This is a genomic window from Aeromonas sp. EU05-FHT14A05 (assembly GCF_058791175.1).
The window spans coordinates 301996-320043 of the sequence record NZ_JBYTDH010000002.1 but is presented as its reverse complement, the minus strand read 5'-3'; the positions used below and the strand labels follow the sequence as shown (position 1 = coordinate 320043).

At 61.6% G+C, this 18048-nt stretch carries 13 protein-coding genes and 1 pseudogene; 6 read left to right on the top strand and 8 right to left on the bottom strand.

The window, feature by feature from the left end; translation table 11 throughout:
• Window positions 1-250: 250 nt before the first annotated feature.
• The gene (locus AC3WR3_RS04695) at window positions 251-2572 is read left to right on the top strand and encodes an Ig-like domain-containing protein (RefSeq protein WP_492291303.1); all 2322 of its coding nucleotides are present in this window, start codon (window positions 251-253) and stop codon (window positions 2570-2572) included.
• 203 nt (window positions 2573-2775) lie between these two features.
• Here the strand turns inward: AC3WR3_RS04695 and AC3WR3_RS04690 are convergent, their stop codons facing one another.
• Entirely contained in the window at window positions 2776-4677 is a 1902-nt protein-coding gene (locus AC3WR3_RS04690; RefSeq protein ID WP_492291302.1) for a PTS fructose transporter subunit EIIC, read from the bottom strand.
• 672 nt (window positions 4678-5349) lie between these two features.
• Here AC3WR3_RS04690 and AC3WR3_RS04685 point away from each other — a divergent pair.
• Complete coding sequence (locus tag AC3WR3_RS04685; protein WP_005328920.1) at window positions 5350-5499, top strand: hypothetical protein; 150 nt, start codon at window positions 5350-5352, stop codon at window positions 5497-5499.
• A gap of 140 nt (window positions 5500-5639) precedes the next feature.
• Here the strand turns inward: AC3WR3_RS04685 and AC3WR3_RS04680 are convergent, their stop codons facing one another.
• Together AC3WR3_RS04680 and manA are read right to left on the bottom strand one after the other, a co-directional pair.
• Complete coding sequence (locus tag AC3WR3_RS04680; RefSeq protein ID WP_492291301.1) at window positions 5640-6188, bottom strand: YgjV family protein; 549 nt, start codon at window positions 6186-6188, stop codon at window positions 5640-5642.
• A gap of 185 nt (window positions 6189-6373) precedes the next feature.
• On the bottom strand, window positions 6374-7573 hold the full coding sequence (gene manA / locus AC3WR3_RS04675) for a mannose-6-phosphate isomerase, class I (protein WP_492291300.1): 1200 nt from the start codon (window positions 7571-7573) through the stop codon (window positions 6374-6376).
• Between the two features lie 129 nt (window positions 7574-7702).
• Here manA and AC3WR3_RS04670 point away from each other — a divergent pair, with 129 nt between their 5' ends.
• Both AC3WR3_RS04670 and icd read left to right on the top strand, forming a co-directional pair.
• Entirely contained in the window at window positions 7703-8578 is an 876-nt protein-coding gene (locus tag AC3WR3_RS04670; RefSeq protein ID WP_162519189.1) for a helix-turn-helix transcriptional regulator, read from the top strand.
• A gap of 197 nt (window positions 8579-8775) precedes the next feature.
• Window positions 8776-10029, top strand: coding sequence for an NADP-dependent isocitrate dehydrogenase (gene icd / locus AC3WR3_RS04665; RefSeq protein WP_025327693.1), 1254 nt, complete (start codon window positions 8776-8778; stop codon window positions 10027-10029).
• Window positions 10030-10113: 84 nt separating this feature from the next.
• Here icd and AC3WR3_RS04660 read toward each other — a convergent pair whose 3' ends face one another.
• The 3 genes and pseudogenes from AC3WR3_RS04660 to dsdX all read right to left on the bottom strand — a co-directional run bounded on the left by AC3WR3_RS04660 (window position 10114) and on the right by dsdX (window position 13299).
• Entirely contained in the window at window positions 10114-10290 is a 177-nt protein-coding gene (locus AC3WR3_RS04660; RefSeq protein ID WP_080675191.1) for a hypothetical protein, read from the bottom strand.
• 323 nt (window positions 10291-10613) lie between these two features.
• Window positions 10614-11945 (bottom strand): D-serine ammonia-lyase, encoded by a 1332-nt coding sequence (gene dsdA, locus AC3WR3_RS04655; RefSeq protein WP_492291299.1) that lies wholly within the window; start codon window positions 11943-11945, stop codon window positions 10614-10616.
• Between the two features lie 17 nt (window positions 11946-11962).
• Window positions 11963-13299: pseudogene (gene dsdX / locus AC3WR3_RS04650) on the bottom strand (D-serine transporter DsdX).
• A 230-nt stretch (window positions 13300-13529) separates the two neighbouring features.
• Here dsdX and dsdC point away from each other — a divergent pair.
• Window positions 13530-14474: a DNA-binding transcriptional regulator DsdC gene (gene dsdC / locus AC3WR3_RS04645; protein WP_139436306.1), complete on the top strand. Its 945-nt coding sequence runs from the start codon at window positions 13530-13532 to the stop codon at window positions 14472-14474.
• A 393-nt stretch (window positions 14475-14867) separates the two neighbouring features.
• Complete coding sequence (locus AC3WR3_RS04640; RefSeq protein ID WP_042653861.1) at window positions 14868-15275, top strand: H-NS family histone-like protein; 408 nt, start codon at window positions 14868-14870, stop codon at window positions 15273-15275.
• 476 nt (window positions 15276-15751) lie between these two features.
• Here AC3WR3_RS04640 and AC3WR3_RS04635 read toward each other — a convergent pair whose 3' ends face one another.
• On the bottom strand, window positions 15752-16858 hold the full coding sequence (locus AC3WR3_RS04635; RefSeq protein WP_492291298.1) for a 3-deoxy-7-phosphoheptulonate synthase: 1107 nt from the start codon (window positions 16856-16858) through the stop codon (window positions 15752-15754).
• 259 nt (window positions 16859-17117) lie between these two features.
• Window positions 17118-17924 (bottom strand): siderophore-interacting protein, encoded by an 807-nt coding sequence (locus AC3WR3_RS04630; RefSeq protein WP_492291297.1) that lies wholly within the window; start codon window positions 17922-17924, stop codon window positions 17118-17120.
• Window positions 17925-18048 lie beyond the last annotated feature (124 nt).

Genomic DNA, 18048 nt, shown 5'->3' with positions numbered 1-18048 from the left:
AAAGGCCCTCATTCATTGGCACCTGGCGGGGTTCGGCGGCGGATAAAGGGCGGTTTGTCAGGGACTTGGGGGCGGGTTGCCAGGTTTCATCGCGGTTTTCTTAACCCAGGCTGTCTGCACCGTGGCTTTCGGTGGACGGCAAAATGCCCCGTTGCTCTACTCCCCGTCTGGTTCAAACAGCCGCAGCGACAGGCGGCCCCGGCGCACGCCGAGTGCGCCGGCAAGGGAGTGATTTAGGGAGGAGTGGGTAATGGCAGTGGGCAAGTGGTTGGTAGCAGGATTGGCAGCGCTGGCGCTGCTGGGGTGTGGCAGTGATGACGAGGAAGGCTCAACGGGGGAGGGCCCCTCCCTCGCCTCGTTGCGGATGAGTCCGGAAGAGATCAGGGTTCCCGTCGGTGTCGAGCAGCAGTTCCAGGTGCAGGCGACCTGGGATGATGGCGCCGTGCAGGACGTGACCGGGCACCCCGACCTTGTCTGGAGCAGCAGCGACACCGCCGTGGTCAGGGTGGATGAACAGGGCCTCGCCATGGGGATCGGCCCGGGCACGGCCACCCTGACCAGCACGGGCACAGTCAACGGGGAGTCTCATAGCGCCACCGCCAGGGTGGAGGTGATCGATGCCTATGTGACAGAGTTGCAACTGACCCCGGTCACGGCCAGTGTGCCGGTGGGATTGAACCAGCCCTTCGTGGCCATCGCCACCTTCTCCGACGGCCAGTCGCGAGACGTGACCAATGCCTCGGCTCTGCAGTGGCGCAGCAGTGACGAGGGCAGTGCCCTGGTCAGCAACGACGCCGGCAGCAAGGGCCTTGCCACCGGGGTGGCGGTCGGGGAGCCGAACATTGAGGCCAGCGGCACCCTCAACGGCGCGTCCTTCCTGGCGTCGGCCCCGCTGGCGGTGACGGATGCCGTGATCACCGGGCTGGATATCCATGCCCCCCAGGATCCGCTGCCCATGGGATTGAGTGCGCAGTTGCACGCTTTCGCCACCCTGTCCGATGACAGCGATCCCATAGAGGTGACCGAGCATGACGCCTTGACCTGGCACAGCAGCGATCCTGCGGTGGCGAGCATCAGCGAGACCGGGCTGGTCACCGGGCTGACGCCGGGGAGTGCCACCATAGGGGTGAGCGGCATGATCAACGGGGTCTCCCTCGAGGCGACCGAGCCGCTCAGGGTGAGCTCGGCCGCCGTCATCGGACTCGAGGTGCAGTCCATGGGGGACACCATTGCGGCTGGCCTGCAAACACAGTTTGTCGCCACGGCCAATCTCACCGATGGCACCTCGTTCGATGTCACCGACAACGACCTCATCCAGTGGCAAAGCAATCAACCCGGGATAGCGAGCGTCAGCAACCAGGCGGGGAGCAAGGGGCTGGTGACGGGCCAGACGGTGGGGACTGCCGCCATCATGGCGAGCGGCACCCTGGACGGCACCGCCTTCACTGGCTCGACCCCGGTGACCGTCTCATCCGCCGTGGTGACCAATCTGGAGCTAACGCCGGCGGATGCCTCTGTCACTGTGGGGGGCAAGGTGCAATTTCAGGCCATGGTGACCCTCTCCGATGGCAGCAACCAGGAGGTGACGGACGACGACACCATCCTCTGGTCTTCCGATGCGCCCGCCGTCGCGCCCATCAGCAATGCCTCTGGCAGCCGGGGGGAGGCGAGCGGCCTGAGCGAGGGGGTGGCACTCATCACCGCCAGCCTGGGGGGCGTCACCAGCACGTCGGCCCGGCTGACCGTGATGCCAACGGCCCCCGAGGCTCCCATCCTCATCGAGCCGCGGCAAAACCAGTTGGCTTCGCTGCAACTGAGCCCGGAGGCCTTTGCATTCTGGAATGCGACCTCCATCAACTCCCCCGAGGGGCAGGCGGCGCTGAAAGATCTGACCGGACAGGTCTACAGCCAGTTCAGCGATGCCTTCGACTTCATCACAGTGGTGATGAACAACGACGATGTCCCAGCGGGCATGCCCACAGGTGAATATGCCCACGTCAGAAACGATGTGGCGGGCATAGGCCTTGGCATGTTTGATGAGACGGCGGCGTTTCACTCGGACGGCAAGCTGCAGGGGGTCTTCTTCCTCTACAAGAAGAAGTACCTGTCGACCTCGACCTATGGCCCCATCCTGCACGAGATGGCCCATCGCTGGGCGAACTGGGTGGTGCCACCCGTTACCGGGCACTGGGCTCCCTGGCTCGGCATCGTCGGCCAGCTGAACAACGTGAGTGCCAACTACGCCGACATCGAGCTCTACCTGATGGGGTTGATGGACGCCTCCGAGATGACGGATCCCGCCAGTCTCGATGCCTATGCCCTGATCCCGGCCGATCAGAAACCCAGGGTGCCGAGTGCGGCCACTTCGCAGAAGGCGTTTCGTACCCTACTGCTGATCCTGTCGGATCGGCCGCTCACCGCCACCGAGATCCAGAACTACAACAACGGGGCCACCCTGCTGACCCGGACAGACAACCCGTCCCAGCAGGGCACCAACTTCCACAAGATGACCCGAGGCAGAGGCACCCTGACGGTGAACGCTCTGGATACCCTGGTCAAGCCGACCCCTTGATCCGGCTGCGTGACAGGCGATCGCGCCCCATCCCGACCGGCAAGCCGGCCGATAGCGGCCGCCCACCACGACGTTATCCGGCGCCCCCTGGCGCCGGATTTTTATGGGGCTGGCAAGGGGGAGGCGAGCTTGCCCCCTCATCTCCTGCCACCGCAAAAAGGGGCCTAGCGGCCCCTTATGTTCAGCACGCCAACCCTGCCTCGTCAGGCGACCTTGCTGTTGTCTGCCAGGGTGCGGGCCAATAATCCATCTGGATTGTGGATAGCATCCTTCGTTTTGACATCGATTATTTCGATACTATTGAAGCGCTCTCTGTGCTTGATGGCCACGTCATGGGCCAGGATGACGCAGCGGGCGTTGGCCACGTCCTTGGGGGTGATGCGGTTGATGATGCCGTTGGCGCCCTGGGTCTCCACCTTGAGCTTGATGCCCGCCTTGGCGGCCGCCTTTTGCAGGCTCTTGGCGGCGAGGAAGGTGTGGGCCACCCCTGAGGGGCAGGCGGTGATGGCGAGCACTTCTGCCTCACCTTCCGCTTCGATGACCTCATAGCCGCCATCCGGGGTGGTGACCTCTTCCTCGTCGGTCACCGGTTTTTTCAGCAGGTTGACGACAAGGGCCGTGGTCAGGGCGCCGAGCACTGTGCCCAGGATGTAGCCCATCTTGCCTTCCACCACAGGCAGCACTATCCAGCCGCCCCAGGGGGCGTGGTTGATGCTGTGCATCATGAAGCCGGTGATGTTGCCGACGATGCCGCCCGCGACTATGGCCGGGATGACGCGCACCGGGTCGGCGGCGGCGAACGGAATGGCCCCCTCGCTGATGCCGATCATGCCCATGATGGCGGCCGCCTTGCCCGCTTCGCGCTCCTCCTTCTTGTAGCGGCGGGGGGAGAGCAGGGTCGCCAGCGCCATGCCGAGCGGCGGCACGCAGATGGCGATGCCGACCCCGCCCATCAGCCAGGGCTGGGTGTTGACCTGGGTCTGGGCGAACAGGGTGGCCACCTTGTTGACCGGGCCGCCCATGTCGAAGGCGGTCATGCCGCCGAGGATGGCCCCCAGCATCACCTTGCCGGAGCCCGCCATGCTGGAGAGCCAGTGGTTCATCCCCTCCATCATGGCGGCGATGGGCGCCCCTATCACCCACATGACGATGCCGCACACCAGGAAGGTGCCGATCAGCGGATAGATGAAGATGGAGCCGAGCGAACTCATGGAGTCCGGCAGCTTGATGCGCTTGAGCTGATTGACGATGAGGCCGGCGATAAAGCCCACCAGGATGGCGCCGAGAAAACCGGTGTGGAACTGCTGCACCGCAATCCAGGAGCCGATCATGCCGGGGGCCAGGCCTGGCTTGTCCGCCATGGAGTAGGCGATGTAGCCGCCGAGCACGGCGGTAAACAGGGTGAGCCCGGCGATGCCCATGTCGGCCATGTCCTTGAGCACGCCCGCCTCGGGCACGGCGCCCTTGCCGCTCATCATCACCGAGAGCGACAGCAGCACGCCCCCCGCGACGATGAAGGGGATCATGTGGGAGGTGCCAAACAGCAAATGCTGCTTGAGGGTGTTGAGCTGGCCCTTGAGGCTGCGATCCCGGGGCTCGGGGGCGCTGGGTTGCGGCGCCCTGGTCCGGGCTGGCTGGTTGCCGGCCGCACTGGCGGGAGCCCGGGCTGCCAGCAGCTTGAGCACCTCGGCCTTGCTGGTGGCCGCTTGCACCTGCGGAATGAAGCCCGGCTCCAGCAGCTTGGTGGAGAGCTCGGCCAGTACCTCGATATGGTGGTTGGCGCCCCCCGCCGGGGAGGCAATCATGAAGAAGAGTCTGGAGGGCTGTCCATCTTCGGCGCCGTAGTCTATCCCCTGGCGGCTGATGCCGATGACGATGGCGGGCTGCAGCACCGCCTCGCTCTTGGCGTGGGGCAGGGCGACCCCCTGTTCAAACCCTGTGTTGTCGAGGTTTTCCCGCGCCCAGAGGTCGCGCACGAACTGATCCTGACTGGCTATCTTGCCGCAGGCCTTGAGCCGGGCGGCCAGCTCCACAAAGAGCCCCTGTTTGTCGTTGGCCGCTATGTCGAGGCAGATCAATCCTTCGTCTATCAAGGAGGTGAGCATAGGTGTCTCCTGGCTCCTTCTTGGAGCCGTTGCGATGGGTAACAATTGACCCGTCTATTGTTTCGCCCCTGCTCACGGGTAGAAATCGGATATATGTGCCCTTTACTGGATTTTTGTGTCAGTGACCCCGTCCTGTGACCCCGCTCGCATTTTTATGCCGGCTTGCCGACTCGGTTTGTGATTTTTTATTTCATTTTAAAACAATGCTTTGAGTGTGTTTTTGATGTGGTTGTCAGAAGTGGGTGGCCATATGCCGCGCCCAAGTCAGGAGCGAGAGTTGGAGATTTGTGTGCTGTGACCGCGCCCTGAAATGTGAGCCGCCCGGCAAAAGTGCGGCCCGGGGGCGGCTTCGCATGGGCGAGGTGGGCCCAGGCGGGGGGCGTGAAAAAAATGTGCATAACCAGCATCCCCGGACAAGGACGGCGACAAGGCTGGAGTGAATGTTTTCAATGCATTGATAATGAAAGGAAAATAGGTTTTTACCACACCTGATCAGAAGCATTTTATGTGGTTTCATAAGAAGCCTTTCACTGTTTTTTAGATTGGTTTTTGCATAATAAATCGTTTATTTAGTTGGACAATCGGGGAAGACTTGGTGTCCAATCGGGTAGAGCAGGTTGGCCAACAGTGCCGTCAGCCAGTGTGTAACCCGAGATGTAAGGAGACATCCTGATGGAAAAACTTGACCAAGAAATCGACACCATGCGCCAGGAATTCGAGTCACAGGGGCAAAAACAGGCCCATGACAAATGGCAAGCCAGGGTTGATGAACTGCAGCGGGAACGCTCGGAAGCTCCCCAGCCGGAAGCGGCAGAACACTAGCCCCCGACGGCCATGCTGGCCATCGGTTGAGCAGATAATGAAAAACCACCGCCCTGACCCAGGGCGGTGGTTTTTTTTCAAGGCCGCTATCGGCCTTCCTCACGCCTTGACTGCGGCCAGCGACACCGGAGGGCGGGGGATCAGGCAGGGCTCGACTGCGGTTGTCGCCACATGCGGTACATGGTGTGACAGTTGACGAACAGGAAGCTCAGCTCAATCAGGCTGCCGCCGATGGAGCCAATCAGGAGGTTGTGGCTGGTCCAGCACAGGCCACCCGTCAGCATGCTGAGCCGCAGCGTGATGCCCTGGGCCCGAAACAGTCCCCAGGTCCCTATGGTGGTGCCCAGGATGGGCAACCACTGTACCGCGCTGGTGATCCCGGGAATGCCGAGCCCCCAGACCAGAAGCAGGAAGAACAGCATCACCCAGGGGCTGCGGGTGTGCCCAGAGACGGTGGTGCGAATGCAGCTGAGGCCTGCACTGAGGGCTGCGGTGCTGGCCCCCATCAGGAGGAAGTGGAGGGCGATGGCCGCCTGATAGAGGCAGAGCCGCAATCGAAAACGCCCGTCATCCCGTTGCCGGAAGGCGCTGATCCCGACCAGCATGGCGGCGAGGCCTATGCCCTGTGCCAGGGGTTGTTGCTGGAACAGCGCCCAGAGCGGCATCAGCTCGCCGAGATCCAGGCTCACAGGTCACCCCCGCGCAGGAACAGTGTTCGAGCCCTGCGCTCATTGCGCGGGCTAAGGATTGGCTGCACCTTGGGAAGCAGGGCGATGAGCGGGACTGATGGGGTCAAGGGAGCATGCATGGGGAAGCCTTCGAAGTGGGGGCCATCCGAAGATGGCCCTTGTGCATTAGGGGGTCGTGGTGGTCCTTAGCAGCGGTTGCCGGCGCGGGCGACCCGCCCCTCGGCCAGCAGCCGGTAGTGACCGGTGGCGGCGGGGACGAAGGCGGACTGACCCTTCTCGAGGCGCAGTGACTGCTCACCCTGCTGGAGGGTCACTGGGCCATCGATGGCAAACAGTATCTCGGCGCTGGCGGTGGTGAGTGCATGCTCACCGGCCGGGTAGACGCTGAAGGTGAAGTCAGGTACCGGCACCTCGAAGTGCTGCACCGCCCCGTCAAGGTGGGGGGCCAGCAGGATCTGGTCGTCCGGCTTGGGCAGGCAGCGGGTGCAATCCAGCAGCTCGGCCACGTCTATGTATTTGGGGGTGAGCCCGGCGCGCAGCACGTTGTCGGAGTTCGCCATGATCTCGAGGCCGGTGCCGCGCACATAGGCGTGGGGGGTGCAGGCGTCCAGATACATGGCCTGACCCGGCTGCAGGGTCACCACGTTCAGCAAGAGTGGCGAGAAGAGCCCCACATCCCCCGGGTACTGGGCGGCCAGGCTGGTGATCAGCGCAAAGGTCTCTTCATCCTGATGCTGGGCGGCATAGGCCAGCAGGCCGGCCAGGGCCTCATCCTTGCGCGTCCCTTCCAGCACCAGCAACTGGTGGAAGAAGTGCTGCAAGCCCGCCTCATCCTGTGACTGGCGCAGCGCTTCGGTCAGTTCGGCCAACGCCGGCAGCCCCATGCGGTCGAACAGCGCCAGTATGGCCGGGATGGCGCGAAAGCCGTTCATCGCCTGATAGGGGGTGAGGGCAAACACCAGCTCCGGCTTGTGGTTGGGATCCTTGTAGTTGCGATTGGCTGCCTTGGGGTCTATGCCGGCGGCCTCTTCTTTGGCAAAGCCGGCTTCGGCCTGGGCCTTGCTCGGGTGCACCTGGATGGAGAGGGCCTTCTCGGCGCACAGCACCTTGAACAGGAAGGGCAGGCTGCCGAAGCGGGCGACGGTGGCATCCCCCAGCACGGCGGCGGGGGCGCGCTCTATCAGGGTCGAGAGCCTCTGCACATTCCCCGCCAGCGTCACCTCGGAGCAGCCGTTGGGATGGGCTCCCATCCAGAGTTCTGCCTGGGGTTTGCCAGCCGGATTGGGGATGCCAAACAGGGTGGTGAGGGCGTCATGGCTGCCCCAGTCGTAACCTTGAATCGGATTTTGCATTAACAAAAAAGAGGGCAGATCTCGACTGCTCATAAGGGACGCCTCATTTGGTGTGAACAAAGTGGTTTGAAGAAAAGGGTGGAATTGACGGTCCGGCCCGGACTATAACATGGGCGGCCTTTGCCGCCGCAATCGCTTGCCTCTCTCTTGATCGGGATCATCATGTCACTCATCTTCAGCCAGCTGCTCGACGGCGCACTCCAAGACCAGGTTCCCTTCGAGCAGATCTGGTTTGCCCAGGATCAGGGGGTGCCGCCCGGCTTCAGCTACCAGGTCAACTTCCCGCGTCTCGAGCTGGTGTTCAGCGGCGAATACCTCAACCAGATCTGGGACAGGGAGTCGGGTTGCCAGGAGATAAGCGTGCTGCCGGGGCAGGCGCTCTACATCCCCCCCAACGGCTGGAACAAGCCGCTCTGGACCACGGACTGCTCTGTGCTGAGCCTGCTGTTTGGCAAGCGCCAGCTCGGTTTCAGCCTGGTGAGCAAGCGCCGGGAAGACCCGGATTTCTTCGATGTGCAAAAGCACAGCATCATGGCCCGGGCCGGCCATGTGAACGAACACATACTGGCGGCCCTCAACGTGCTGGTGGAAGACCCGGGCCGCTCCCCCACCGACAACCACCTGTTGCAGGCGCTGCTCACCAGCGCCCGTCAATTGCTGGCGGAGTCCACCTTCGAGCGGCCGCGAGGGGCTGAGCTGTTTCACGGCATCTGCATCTATATCCAGGAGAACTTTCACCGTCCCATCAGCCGCGACTCCATCGCCCACCGCTTCAACGTCTCGGCGAGCCACCTCTCCCACCTGTTTCGCGAGCAGGGCCACATGCGCCTGGCGGACTACATCAGCTGGGTACGCATCGATCGGGCCAAGTTCATGCTGAAAAAATACCGCTTCCGCCTCGAAGAGGTGGCCAGCCGCTGTGGTTACATGGATGTGAACTATTTCTGCCGGGTGTTCAAGCAAAAGACGGGGCTGACCCCCTCCCAGTACCGCGCCCTGAGCCAGCCTCAGGGGCAGAGCGAGAGTCTGACGCCATGACGGCGGCGCTCGCCATGGCGGGACTGCACTGGCTTGCGCCTCATGGGGCGCGAAGAGAAGTGGCGCATTGTGATCCAGTCCCCGACTATGGTCGGACATGCACGCCCGCCATTTGATTATGCAAATGGATGGGCTAAGATGGCCGCGCGCAACGATCAACGATCAGATTGATAACAAACGGAAGTTAGGAGATGCCGATGGAAAGCAAAGTAGTTATCCCGACCCAGGGTCAGAAAATCACAGTCGATGCCAGCGGCAAGCTGCAGGTTCCCCACAACCCCATCATTCCGTTTATCGAAGGGGATGGTATCGGTGTGGACGTGACCCCGGCCATGCTGAACGTGGTGAACGCTGCGGTCGAGAAAGCCTACAAGGGCGAGCGCAAGATCGCCTGGATGGAGATTTATACCGGCGAGAAATCGACTCATGTCTATGGCGAAGGTGCCTGGCTGCCGGCCGAAACCCTGGATTTCATTCGTGAATACTGCGTGGCCATCAAGGGCCCGCTGACCACCCCGGTCGGTGGCGGTATTCGCTCCCTCAACGTGGCCCTGCGCCAGGAGCTGGATCTCTATGTCTGCCTGCGCCCGGTCCGTTACTACGAAGGGACCCCGAGCCCGGTCAAGCACCCCGAGCTGACCGACATGGTGATCTTCCGCGAGAACGCCGAAGACATCTACGCCGGCATCGAGTGGAAGGCGGACAGCGACGAAGCCAAGAAGGTGATCGCCTTCCTGCAAAACGAGATGGGCGTGAAGAAGATCCGCTTCCCCGAGTCCTGCGGCATCGGCATCAAGCCCATGTCCAAGGCCGGTACCGAGCGTCTGGTCCGTGCCGCCATCGAGTACGCCATCGACAACGATCGCGACTCCGTGACCCTGGTGCACAAGGGCAACATCATGAAGTTCACCGAAGGTGCCTTCAAGGATTGGGGCTATGCCCTGGCCCAGAAAGAGTACGATGCCCAGCTCATCGACGGCGGCCCCTGGTGCTCCTTCAAGAACCCGAAGACCGGCAAGACCATCATCGTCAAGGACGTCATCGCCGATGCCTTCCTGCAACAGATCCTGCTGCGTCCGGCCGAGTATGACGTCATCGCCTGCATGAACTTGAACGGTGACTACATCTCCGACGCCCTGGCCGCTCAGGTCGGTGGCATCGGCATCGCCCCGGGCGCCAACATCGGCGACGGCGTGGCCCTATTCGAGGCAACCCACGGCACTGCACCCAAGTACGCAGGTCAGGACAAGGTGAACCCGGGTTCCCTCATCCTCTCCGCCGAGATGATGCTGCGCCACCTGGGCTGGACCGAGGCGGCGGATCTCATCGTCAAGGGGATGGAAGCGGCCATCGCCAACAAGACAGTCACCTATGACTTCGAGCGACTGATGGAAGGCGCCACCCTGCGCTCCTGCTCCCAGTTCGCCCAGGACATGGTCGACCAGATGTAATTCGGGTCGCTGAAATGCAAAACCGGCGCCATGAGCGCCGGTTTTTTTATGGGTGACAGGCCAGAAAGCCTGAAGGTGCCGCCGTCAGGTGGTCTTTTCCACGTGCTGCTGGTAGAGCTGCTGCCATTTGCTGGTTTCGGCCTCATCCCCCTGCGCCTGCCAGAACTCGCAGATGGAGTTGGCGAGTTCGGAAGCCATGGCGTGATCGCCATCGCGACGGCTCATCAGATATTGTCCAAGCCAGCTTTGATACTGTTTCATAGCCCGATCTCCTTATCTAAGGTGCCCCTGGTGTCGCTCGCTGGCACAGGCCGCCAGCATTGACTCAACCGGGTCACTTGTGGTGCTGCGCCGCCGCGGTTGTGCCCACCGGACTGGGTGGTGATCTTGCAGGATCAAGGCGACAACGGGGCGCAGATGTCAAAAAACGGCCTCTATCGTATCACAAAATAACCAACTTGGGGGGATTGACGGCAGGGGAAGGGCATGAAGGGTGGCCACACTTGGGCAAAGAGCATGCCATCTTGCTGATCCCAGAAGAGAAAAACCCGCCAGGGTGGCGGGTCTTTCGGTTGAAAAAAAGATCAGAGGTGGGCGGCGGCGAGGTATTTTGCCATCTCCTCGGTGGGCACCATGCCGCCACCGGTGGCCCACACCAGGTGGGTGGCGCCTGCCATGGTCGCGGCATCGAAACCGCGCCCCATTTGCCACTCGGGATCGGCCGCCACGCGCCAAGGTCCTGCCATACCGGCCAGGGCGGACGGTTCGAGTTTGATCTGCTCGTCCCGCGCCAGCAGTCCCAGCAGGTCATACATCTCCTGATCGCTCAGGGTGTAGAAGCCATCGAGCAGCCGCTCCATGGCGCGGCCGACGAAGCCGGAGGCGCGCCCCACCGCGAGGCCGTCGGCGGCGGTGAGGTTGTCTATCCCCAGATCCTGCACCGCAATGGCATCGTGCAATCCGGTGTGGACCCCGAGCAGCATGCAGGGGGAGTGGGTGGGTTCGGCAAACAGGCAGTGAACATGGTCCCCAAACGCGAGCTTGAGGCCAAAGGCCACGCCCCCCGGGCCGCCGCCGACGCCGCAGGGCAGATAGACGAACAGCGGATGCTCGGCATCCACCACTAGGCCCATCTCGTCGAACTGCTTTTTCACCCGCTCGCCCGCGACCGAGTAGCCGAGGAAGAGGGTGCGGGAGTTCTCGTCGTCGATGAAGAAGCAGTTGGGATCGCGCTCGGCCTCCTTGCGCCCCTGCTCCACCGCCACCCCGTAATCCTCGGCATATTCCACCACGATCACCCCGTGTTCGCGCAACTTGCGCTTCTTCCACTCCCGCGCATCGGCAGACATGTGGACGGTGACGGTGAAGCCGAGCTTGGCGCTCATGATGCCGATGGACATGCCGAGGTTGCCGGTCGAGCCCACCGCAATGCTGTACTGGCCGAAGAACTGGCGGAACTCGTCGCTGAACAGTTTGCGATAGTCGTCCTCTTTGCAGAGCAGACCGGCCTTGATGGCCAGCCGTTCGGCGTGGGTCAGCACCTCGTAGATGCCGCCACGGGCCTTGATGGAGCCGGAGATGGGCAGGTGGCTGTCTTTTTTGAGCAGCAACTTGCCGGTCAGCTCGACGCCGTAGCGCTGGTTCAGGGTGGCCTGCATCGCCGGGATGGCCGCTATCTCGGACTCCAGAATGCCGTTGCTGGCGCGGGTCTCCGGGAAGGCGTCGCACATGTAGGGGGCGAAGCGGGCGAGCCGGGCGGAGGCATCCGCCACATCGCTGCCATCCAGGCCCACATGGGGCAGACCGACCGCCAATGTGGTGGCCTTGGGGTTGAACCAGGTGACGGGCTCGAGCGCGATCAGGGATTGCAGCAGCGGATATTGGCTTGTGAGTTGTTGGACGTCGATGTGTTTCATGGGATGTCTCGGTCTTGTTACAGGATACAGGAGAGCAGGAAGGTACCGGCCAGCGCCATCAGGGAGGCGACAAAGGTGGCACTGGTGTAGTACTTGAGCGTTTCGTTCAGGGTGGCACCGCAATACTGCTTGACCAGCCAGAACAGGGAGTCGGTCACCATGGTGCAGCCGATGGCGCCTGAGCCGATGGCGAGCGTCATGATCTCCGGGCTGATGTTCGGGTAGTGCACCATCATGGGGGAGACGATGGCGGTGGCCCCCATCATGGCGACGGTGGCCGAGCCCACGGCGGCGTGCAGCACTATGGCCACCAGCCAGGCGAGCAGTATGGGGTGCATGTCCAGCTGGGAGAGTATGGTCGCCAGGCTGTCCCCCAGGCCACTCGCCTTGAGCACGCCGTTGAAGGCACCCCCCGCCCCTATGATGAGCAAGATGTTGGCGATGGAGGAGAAGCACTCTTCCGTTTTGTCCAGCAGCCCCTCCATCTTCATGCGCTGACGGATCCCCAGCACGTAGTAGGCGGTAAACGCGGCGATGAACATGGCGGTGATGGGGTTGCCGATAAACTCCAGCAGGGTATAGAGGTGGCTTGCGTGATCCATGTTGAGCTCGGCCACCGTCTTGACCAGCATCAGCAGTATGGGCAGCAGCACGGTGAAGAGGGAGGCGCCGAGGGTCGGGAGGCTTGCCTCATCGCGGGCCTGGATGTCGGCAAAGGCGGCGGGCACCGCCTTGAACGGCACCCGCTTGCCCAGCAGCTTCAGAAACAGGGGGCCACCCACCAGGGAGGCGAAGAGCCCGACCGCGAGACCATAGACGATGACGGAGCCGATGTCGGCACCCAGCTGATTGGTGACATAGAGCGCGGCCGGGTGGGGCGGCACTATGCAGTGCACGGCCATCAGGGCGGTGCAGAGCGGAATGGCCAGGGTCAGCAGCGAGGTGTTGGTCTTGCGGGCGATGGAGAAGGCGAGCGGAATGAGCAGCACCACCCCCACTTCGACAAAGAGGGTGATGCCGCACACCAGACCCACCAGCACCATGATGACCTGGGGCGAGAGCCAGCGGCACTTTTGCAGGGCGAGACCGATGCGCTCTGCCGCCCCGACACCTCCATCATCTTGCCGAGTATGGTGCCAAGGCCGATGACGGCGGCGAGAAAGCCCAGGGTGCCGCCTATGCCCTCTTCCATGGCGTTGACCATCTTGACCGGGTTCATCCCCATCATGGTGCCGACATAGAAGCTCGCCAGCAGCAGGGCGAGGAAGGGGTGCACCTTGCCCTTCACTATGGTGAAGACGATCAGGATGATGCTTGTCAGCAAGGTACCGACGACCCACATTTCAGAATTCATACTGCGCCTCGACAGGGATGATAAGAGATAAATGATGGGCCTATTGAACGGCAAGGGGGTCGGGCTGACAAATGATGAAAATGGCCTCTTGGATGATCTGAGTTGATGCAAAGGTGCCACATTCATCACATTTAGCGGTATTTATGTGACTTGGGTTCGGTTACGTCATCCTGAATCGGGTCATCCGGGATATCATGACGGCGATGTTGAGGCTGTGACGGGGAAGGCGGATGTATACCGAAGACAACTACGTATCGAGAAACAAGCTGCTAAGCGGCTATCAGCTCTCCAAGCTGCACACCTTCGAGGCGGCGGCCCGCCACAGCTCCTTCGCCCTGGCGGCGGATGAGCTGGCGCTCAGCCCGAGTGCGGTGAGCCACCGGATAGGTGCGCTGGAAGAGGAGCTCGGCTTCAAGCTGTTCCAGCGCTTTCACCGCAAGGTGGTATTGACGACTGAGGGGCAACGGGTCTTCTGGGCACTCAAGTCGTCGCTGGAGTTCATCAATCAGGAGATCCTGGAGATCAAGAACCAGGAGCTGTCCGGTTCCCTGACCGTCTACTCCCGCCCCTCCATCGCCCAGTGCTGGCTGGTGCCGCGGCTCGCGGATTTTTCCCGCCTGCATCCCCAGATCGATCTCAACATCATGACCGGCAACGAGAACGTCAATCTGCACGGCTATGGCATCGATCTGACGATCTATTTCGACGACAAGGTGCCGGAGCGGCTCGCCATCCACCCGCTGATGGATGAATACATGGTGCCAGTGTGCAGCCCCGAATATGCCGAGCGGCACCAGCTGCTCAACAACCCGGACAACTTGAACCACTGCCGCCTGCTGCACGACCGGCAGGCCTGGGGATATGACTCCGACACCGACGAGTGGTGCAGCTGGGCTCGCCAGGCCGGGATCTCCCTCGATGGCTGCCAGTCGAGCATGGGCTTCGATCGTTCCGATCTCGCCATCATCGCCGCCATGAATCACGCCGGCGTGGCCATGGGCCGCAAGAACCTGGTGCGCCAGCGGCTGGAGCGCAACGAACTGGTGGAGCCCTTCCCGGGCAAGGCGGTTCGCTGCAATCAACGCTACTACATGGCGACGCTCCCCCATCGCCAGTGCCCCAAGATCCAGGCATTCATCGAATGGATAAGCGCTCAGGCAAAGGAAATTGATTGAACCAGGGACAGGGATACAGAGTGCTGCCCGGTCTCGATCTCATTTCATTCGACCCTGGCATGAAGTGGACGATATTTGTACATTCCGTGCTGGCGGCTGTGGGCCGCGGTATGGTTTGTTATATATGAATGCAGGTGCTTGGATGACACCCCTTTTATCTCTGTGACAAATACCTGAGGAAGTGGGACCGATTAACCCATGTTGAAGAAATAATGTCTGTTGAGTGGCGATCCGATAAGATCCCTGATGTGAATTAACCACTGTGAATAATGACCATGAGATTGTCAGGAATAGCGCTGGCGCTATAAAATCATTATGTTGTTATCGAGTGGACATGCTATTCTCAAAATGAGTTATCCCTGTGACATACAAAAATAATTCTGTGAGGAAGTAATGAACGAGTTTCTGAAGGTTCTGCTGAACATTCGCAGCTTGCGCGCTGCCATTCGTGAACTGCCGTTTGAGCAACTGCAAGAAGCGAAAGAAAAGTTTGATCTGGTATATAACGAGCGTGCCGAGTCTGTTGAACAGGAACGTGCCGAGCAGGAAGAGCGTCAGCGCAAGCTGAGCGAGTTTACCGAGATGCTGCAACAAGCCGGCATCGACCCGCGTGAGCTGATCGGCAGCGTGGCCGCTCCGGCAGCCGCTGGTGCAGCCAAGAGCAAGCGTGCCCCGCGCCCTGCCAAATACAAGTATCAGGAAGATGGCCAGGAGAAGACCTGGACCGGCCAGGGCCGTATGCCCAAAGCCATTGCCGAGCAAGTTGCGCTGGGCAAGGATCTGAACGACTTCCTGATCTGATTGCCAGGATAGCGTCGTCAATAATGCCGCCCAAGAGGCGGCATTATTATTTTCAGGATCCTGTCTATCTATTGCCCATCGAAGAAGCCACCTAAATAGGATCGCCTGTCCACAATAGCCATGACCATCATGGGCCAATAAAAAGTATCCATTGGCGGTAAGCCAATCGCTGTCGTGTCTCGCCTGCGACACAATGAGGACTCATACAGCCCGTTTGTTATCTCTGATGACAGAAGATGCCAAATAATGGCCCGTCGCAGTGGGATGATATAGGTGGATTTGTGGGCATGCCTCCCGCTTTGCCTGGCCGCCCATCTTCCTATCAATGGGGAAGTGCTTGTCCCTCTCGCACTATTTCTCTTTCGTCATCACTGCCCTATTTGACACCCCTGTCCAGACAATATGTGAATGTCATTTATCGGTATAGAGATTGAATAGGGGTCTGACGACCCCGCTGCGAATAAATAGGAAATAGGTCAGCTGACCGGTTGGCCGAGATCGCGGTGAAGGGGAATGGCGCGACCGTTTGCACATTGACGGCGCGCCATGACCCCATCGGCCAGCATGGCCAGCAGGCTCTCACTCTCTTCCCAGCAAAGGCAGGCATCGGTGACCGACAAGCCATATTGCAGCTCACTCAGTGGCGCCGGCTTCTGGCTGCCCCCTTGCAGAAAGCTCTCGACCATGACGGCGGCAACGGCCGTGCTCCCGCCCCGCAACTGGCGGCAGAGCTCCCCGGCGACCAGGAGCTGGTTCTGGTGCAGCTTCTGGCTGTTGCCGTGGCTGCAATCCACCATCAGCCGAGGGTTGAGCCCCTGGCGCGCCAGGCGTTCGGCCGCGTCCATCACATCGCTCTGGTGATAGTTCGGCAGGGTGCCGCCGCGCAGTATGATGTGGCCGCCCGGATTGCCTTCGCTCCTGATCACCACCATGCCCCCCTGGCTACCAGGGGCGGTGAACAGGTGGGAGGCCTCGCTGGCCAGGATGGCATCGATGGCCACCCGGATGTTGCCGTCCGTGCCGTTCTTGAAGCCAACCGGGCAGGGCAGGGCCGAGGCCAGTTGCCTGTGTACCTGGGATTCGGTGGTGCGGGCACCGATGGCCCCCCAGCTGATGAGATCCGCCAGATAGAGGAAGCTGGTGGTATCGAGAAACTCGGTGGCGGTGGCCAGCCCCAGCCGGTTGATGTCGAGCAGCAGCTGACGGGCCAGGTGGAGCCCGTGAACGATGTCGTTGCTGCCATCGAGATGAGGGTCGAAGACCAGCCCCTTCCAGCCGACTGTGGTGCGCGGTTTCTCGAAATAGGTGCGCATCACTATCTGCAGGCTCTCCTGATACTCGGTGGCGAGCCGTGCCAGCCTCTTGGCATAGTCGAGGGCGGCGACGGGATCATGGATGGAGCAGGGGCCTATCACCAGCAGCAGACGATCGTCTGCCCCGCTCAGGATCTGGCGCACCTGGTGGCGGTGGTGATCAATGTGCTGCGCCATATCGGCCGGGCAGGGATGCTGTGCCAACAGGTCGGCAGGGGTGGGGAGCGCCTCCACCGCGAAGGCGCGCATTACCGAATTCAAAACAGCCATCTGGGGTTACCTTGCAGTGCAAATGGGGTCGACGATGTGTCCGGAGCATTCGGGTGTCTGGATCAGGGATCTGCGCCCGGCACACAGCATCTTTGTTGAGAGTGATTATCATTATCTTGCTGTTCGTCTCAAATGCAAGCACTACCGAGAGGATCACCAAAGATGGGGGGCGGGGCGTAAAAAAGGGAGGGAAGCATGGCAACCAGGCCCGCTCCCGAGCGGGAGAGGGCCTGATAAGAGTAAGGAATACAGGGTGTTATCAGCTATCCATCACGACATGGCGATCCTGATGGTAGGCATCTTCATCCTTGCCGCTGCGCCAGTAAGGCACTGCGTAGACCCGCTGGCGATCGGTGTCCAGGGTCCGCCTGACATGACGACGCAGGGGCACCACCAGACCCTCTTCCCCCCCGAACCAGAAATAGCTCTCCTCGGCGGCCATGGGCAGGGAGGTGAAGTACTCCACCAGGGGGCCGGTCTGGTCCGGTGTGCCGACAAACCAGCGCAGGCTGACCCCTTCGGGCAGCGACAGATCCTGCACATCTTCCTGATGGGGCACCAGCAGGGCGATATGGCCCCTGGCCGCTGTCGGCATCACCTCGGCCATGGCGCTGATGGCGGGCAGGGAGGTGAGATCGCCGGCCATGTAGTAGTGAGCGGCCAGCTGCAACATGGGGTCCGGGCCGCCCGGGCCCGAGATGGCGAGCCTGTCCCCCGGCTTGGCGTGGAGGGCGAAGCGGCTGGCGGGGCCGATGTCGCCGTGCAGCGCGAAGTCGATGTCGATCTCCAGGGCCTCGCGGCGGAAGGCGCGGATGGTGAAGGTGCGCAGTATGGGCTTCTGGCTCGGATCCTCCCAGCGGGGACCCTTGGGGGTCGGGGTTGGCAGCACTATCTCGCTCTGGCCCGGCCGGGGCAGCATGATCTTGATATGGGCACCGCCACAGCTGAAGGGGTAATCCGCCAGTTCAGGGCTGGTCAGGCAGACTCGGCGCAGATGTGGGCTCACATCGTGAACATGCTTGACGGTGAGCAGGCGAGGGCGATTGACCGGGGCGGGCTGTGACATTTGAGTACTCCTGACAGACGAGAGCGCTCATTTTTCATTAAATGAAAACTATTATCAATTGCTTTGTTATGAAGAGGATACAAGGGCGGCCAGCATGGAGGTCATGCCAGCCACCCTGGGGGCT

Excerpts from the sequence above, each read along its gene's own strand:
- manA (WP_492291300.1), bottom strand. The coding sequence starts at position 7,573 with ATGAGCAGTCGAGATCTGCCCTCTTTTTTGTTAATGCAAAATCCGATT.
- AC3WR3_RS04685 (WP_005328920.1), top strand. The coding sequence starts at position 5,350 with ATGGAAAAACTTGACCAAGAAATCGACACCATGCGCCAGGAATTCGAG.
- AC3WR3_RS04630 (WP_492291297.1), bottom strand. The coding sequence starts at position 17,924 with ATGTCACAGCCCGCCCCGGTCAATCGCCCTCGCCTGCTCACCGTCAAG.
- AC3WR3_RS04690 (WP_492291302.1), bottom strand. The coding sequence starts at position 4,677 with ATGCTCACCTCCTTGATAGACGAAGGATTGATCTGCCTCGACATAGCG.
- AC3WR3_RS04635 (WP_492291298.1), bottom strand. The coding sequence starts at position 16,858 with ATGGCTGTTTTGAATTCGGTAATGCGCGCCTTCGCGGTGGAGGCGCTC.
- AC3WR3_RS04670 (WP_162519189.1), top strand. The coding sequence starts at position 7,703 with ATGTCACTCATCTTCAGCCAGCTGCTCGACGGCGCACTCCAAGACCAG.
- icd (WP_025327693.1), top strand. The coding sequence starts at position 8,776 with ATGGAAAGCAAAGTAGTTATCCCGACCCAGGGTCAGAAAATCACAGTC.
- AC3WR3_RS04660 (WP_080675191.1), bottom strand. The coding sequence starts at position 10,290 with ATGAAACAGTATCAAAGCTGGCTTGGACAATATCTGATGAGCCGTCGC.
- AC3WR3_RS04640 (WP_042653861.1), top strand. The coding sequence starts at position 14,868 with ATGAACGAGTTTCTGAAGGTTCTGCTGAACATTCGCAGCTTGCGCGCT.
- dsdC (WP_139436306.1), top strand. The coding sequence starts at position 13,530 with ATGTATACCGAAGACAACTACGTATCGAGAAACAAGCTGCTAAGCGGC.
- dsdA (WP_492291299.1), bottom strand. The coding sequence starts at position 11,945 with ATGAAACACATCGACGTCCAACAACTCACAAGCCAATATCCGCTGCTG.
- AC3WR3_RS04695 (WP_492291303.1), top strand. The coding sequence starts at position 251 with ATGGCAGTGGGCAAGTGGTTGGTAGCAGGATTGGCAGCGCTGGCGCTG.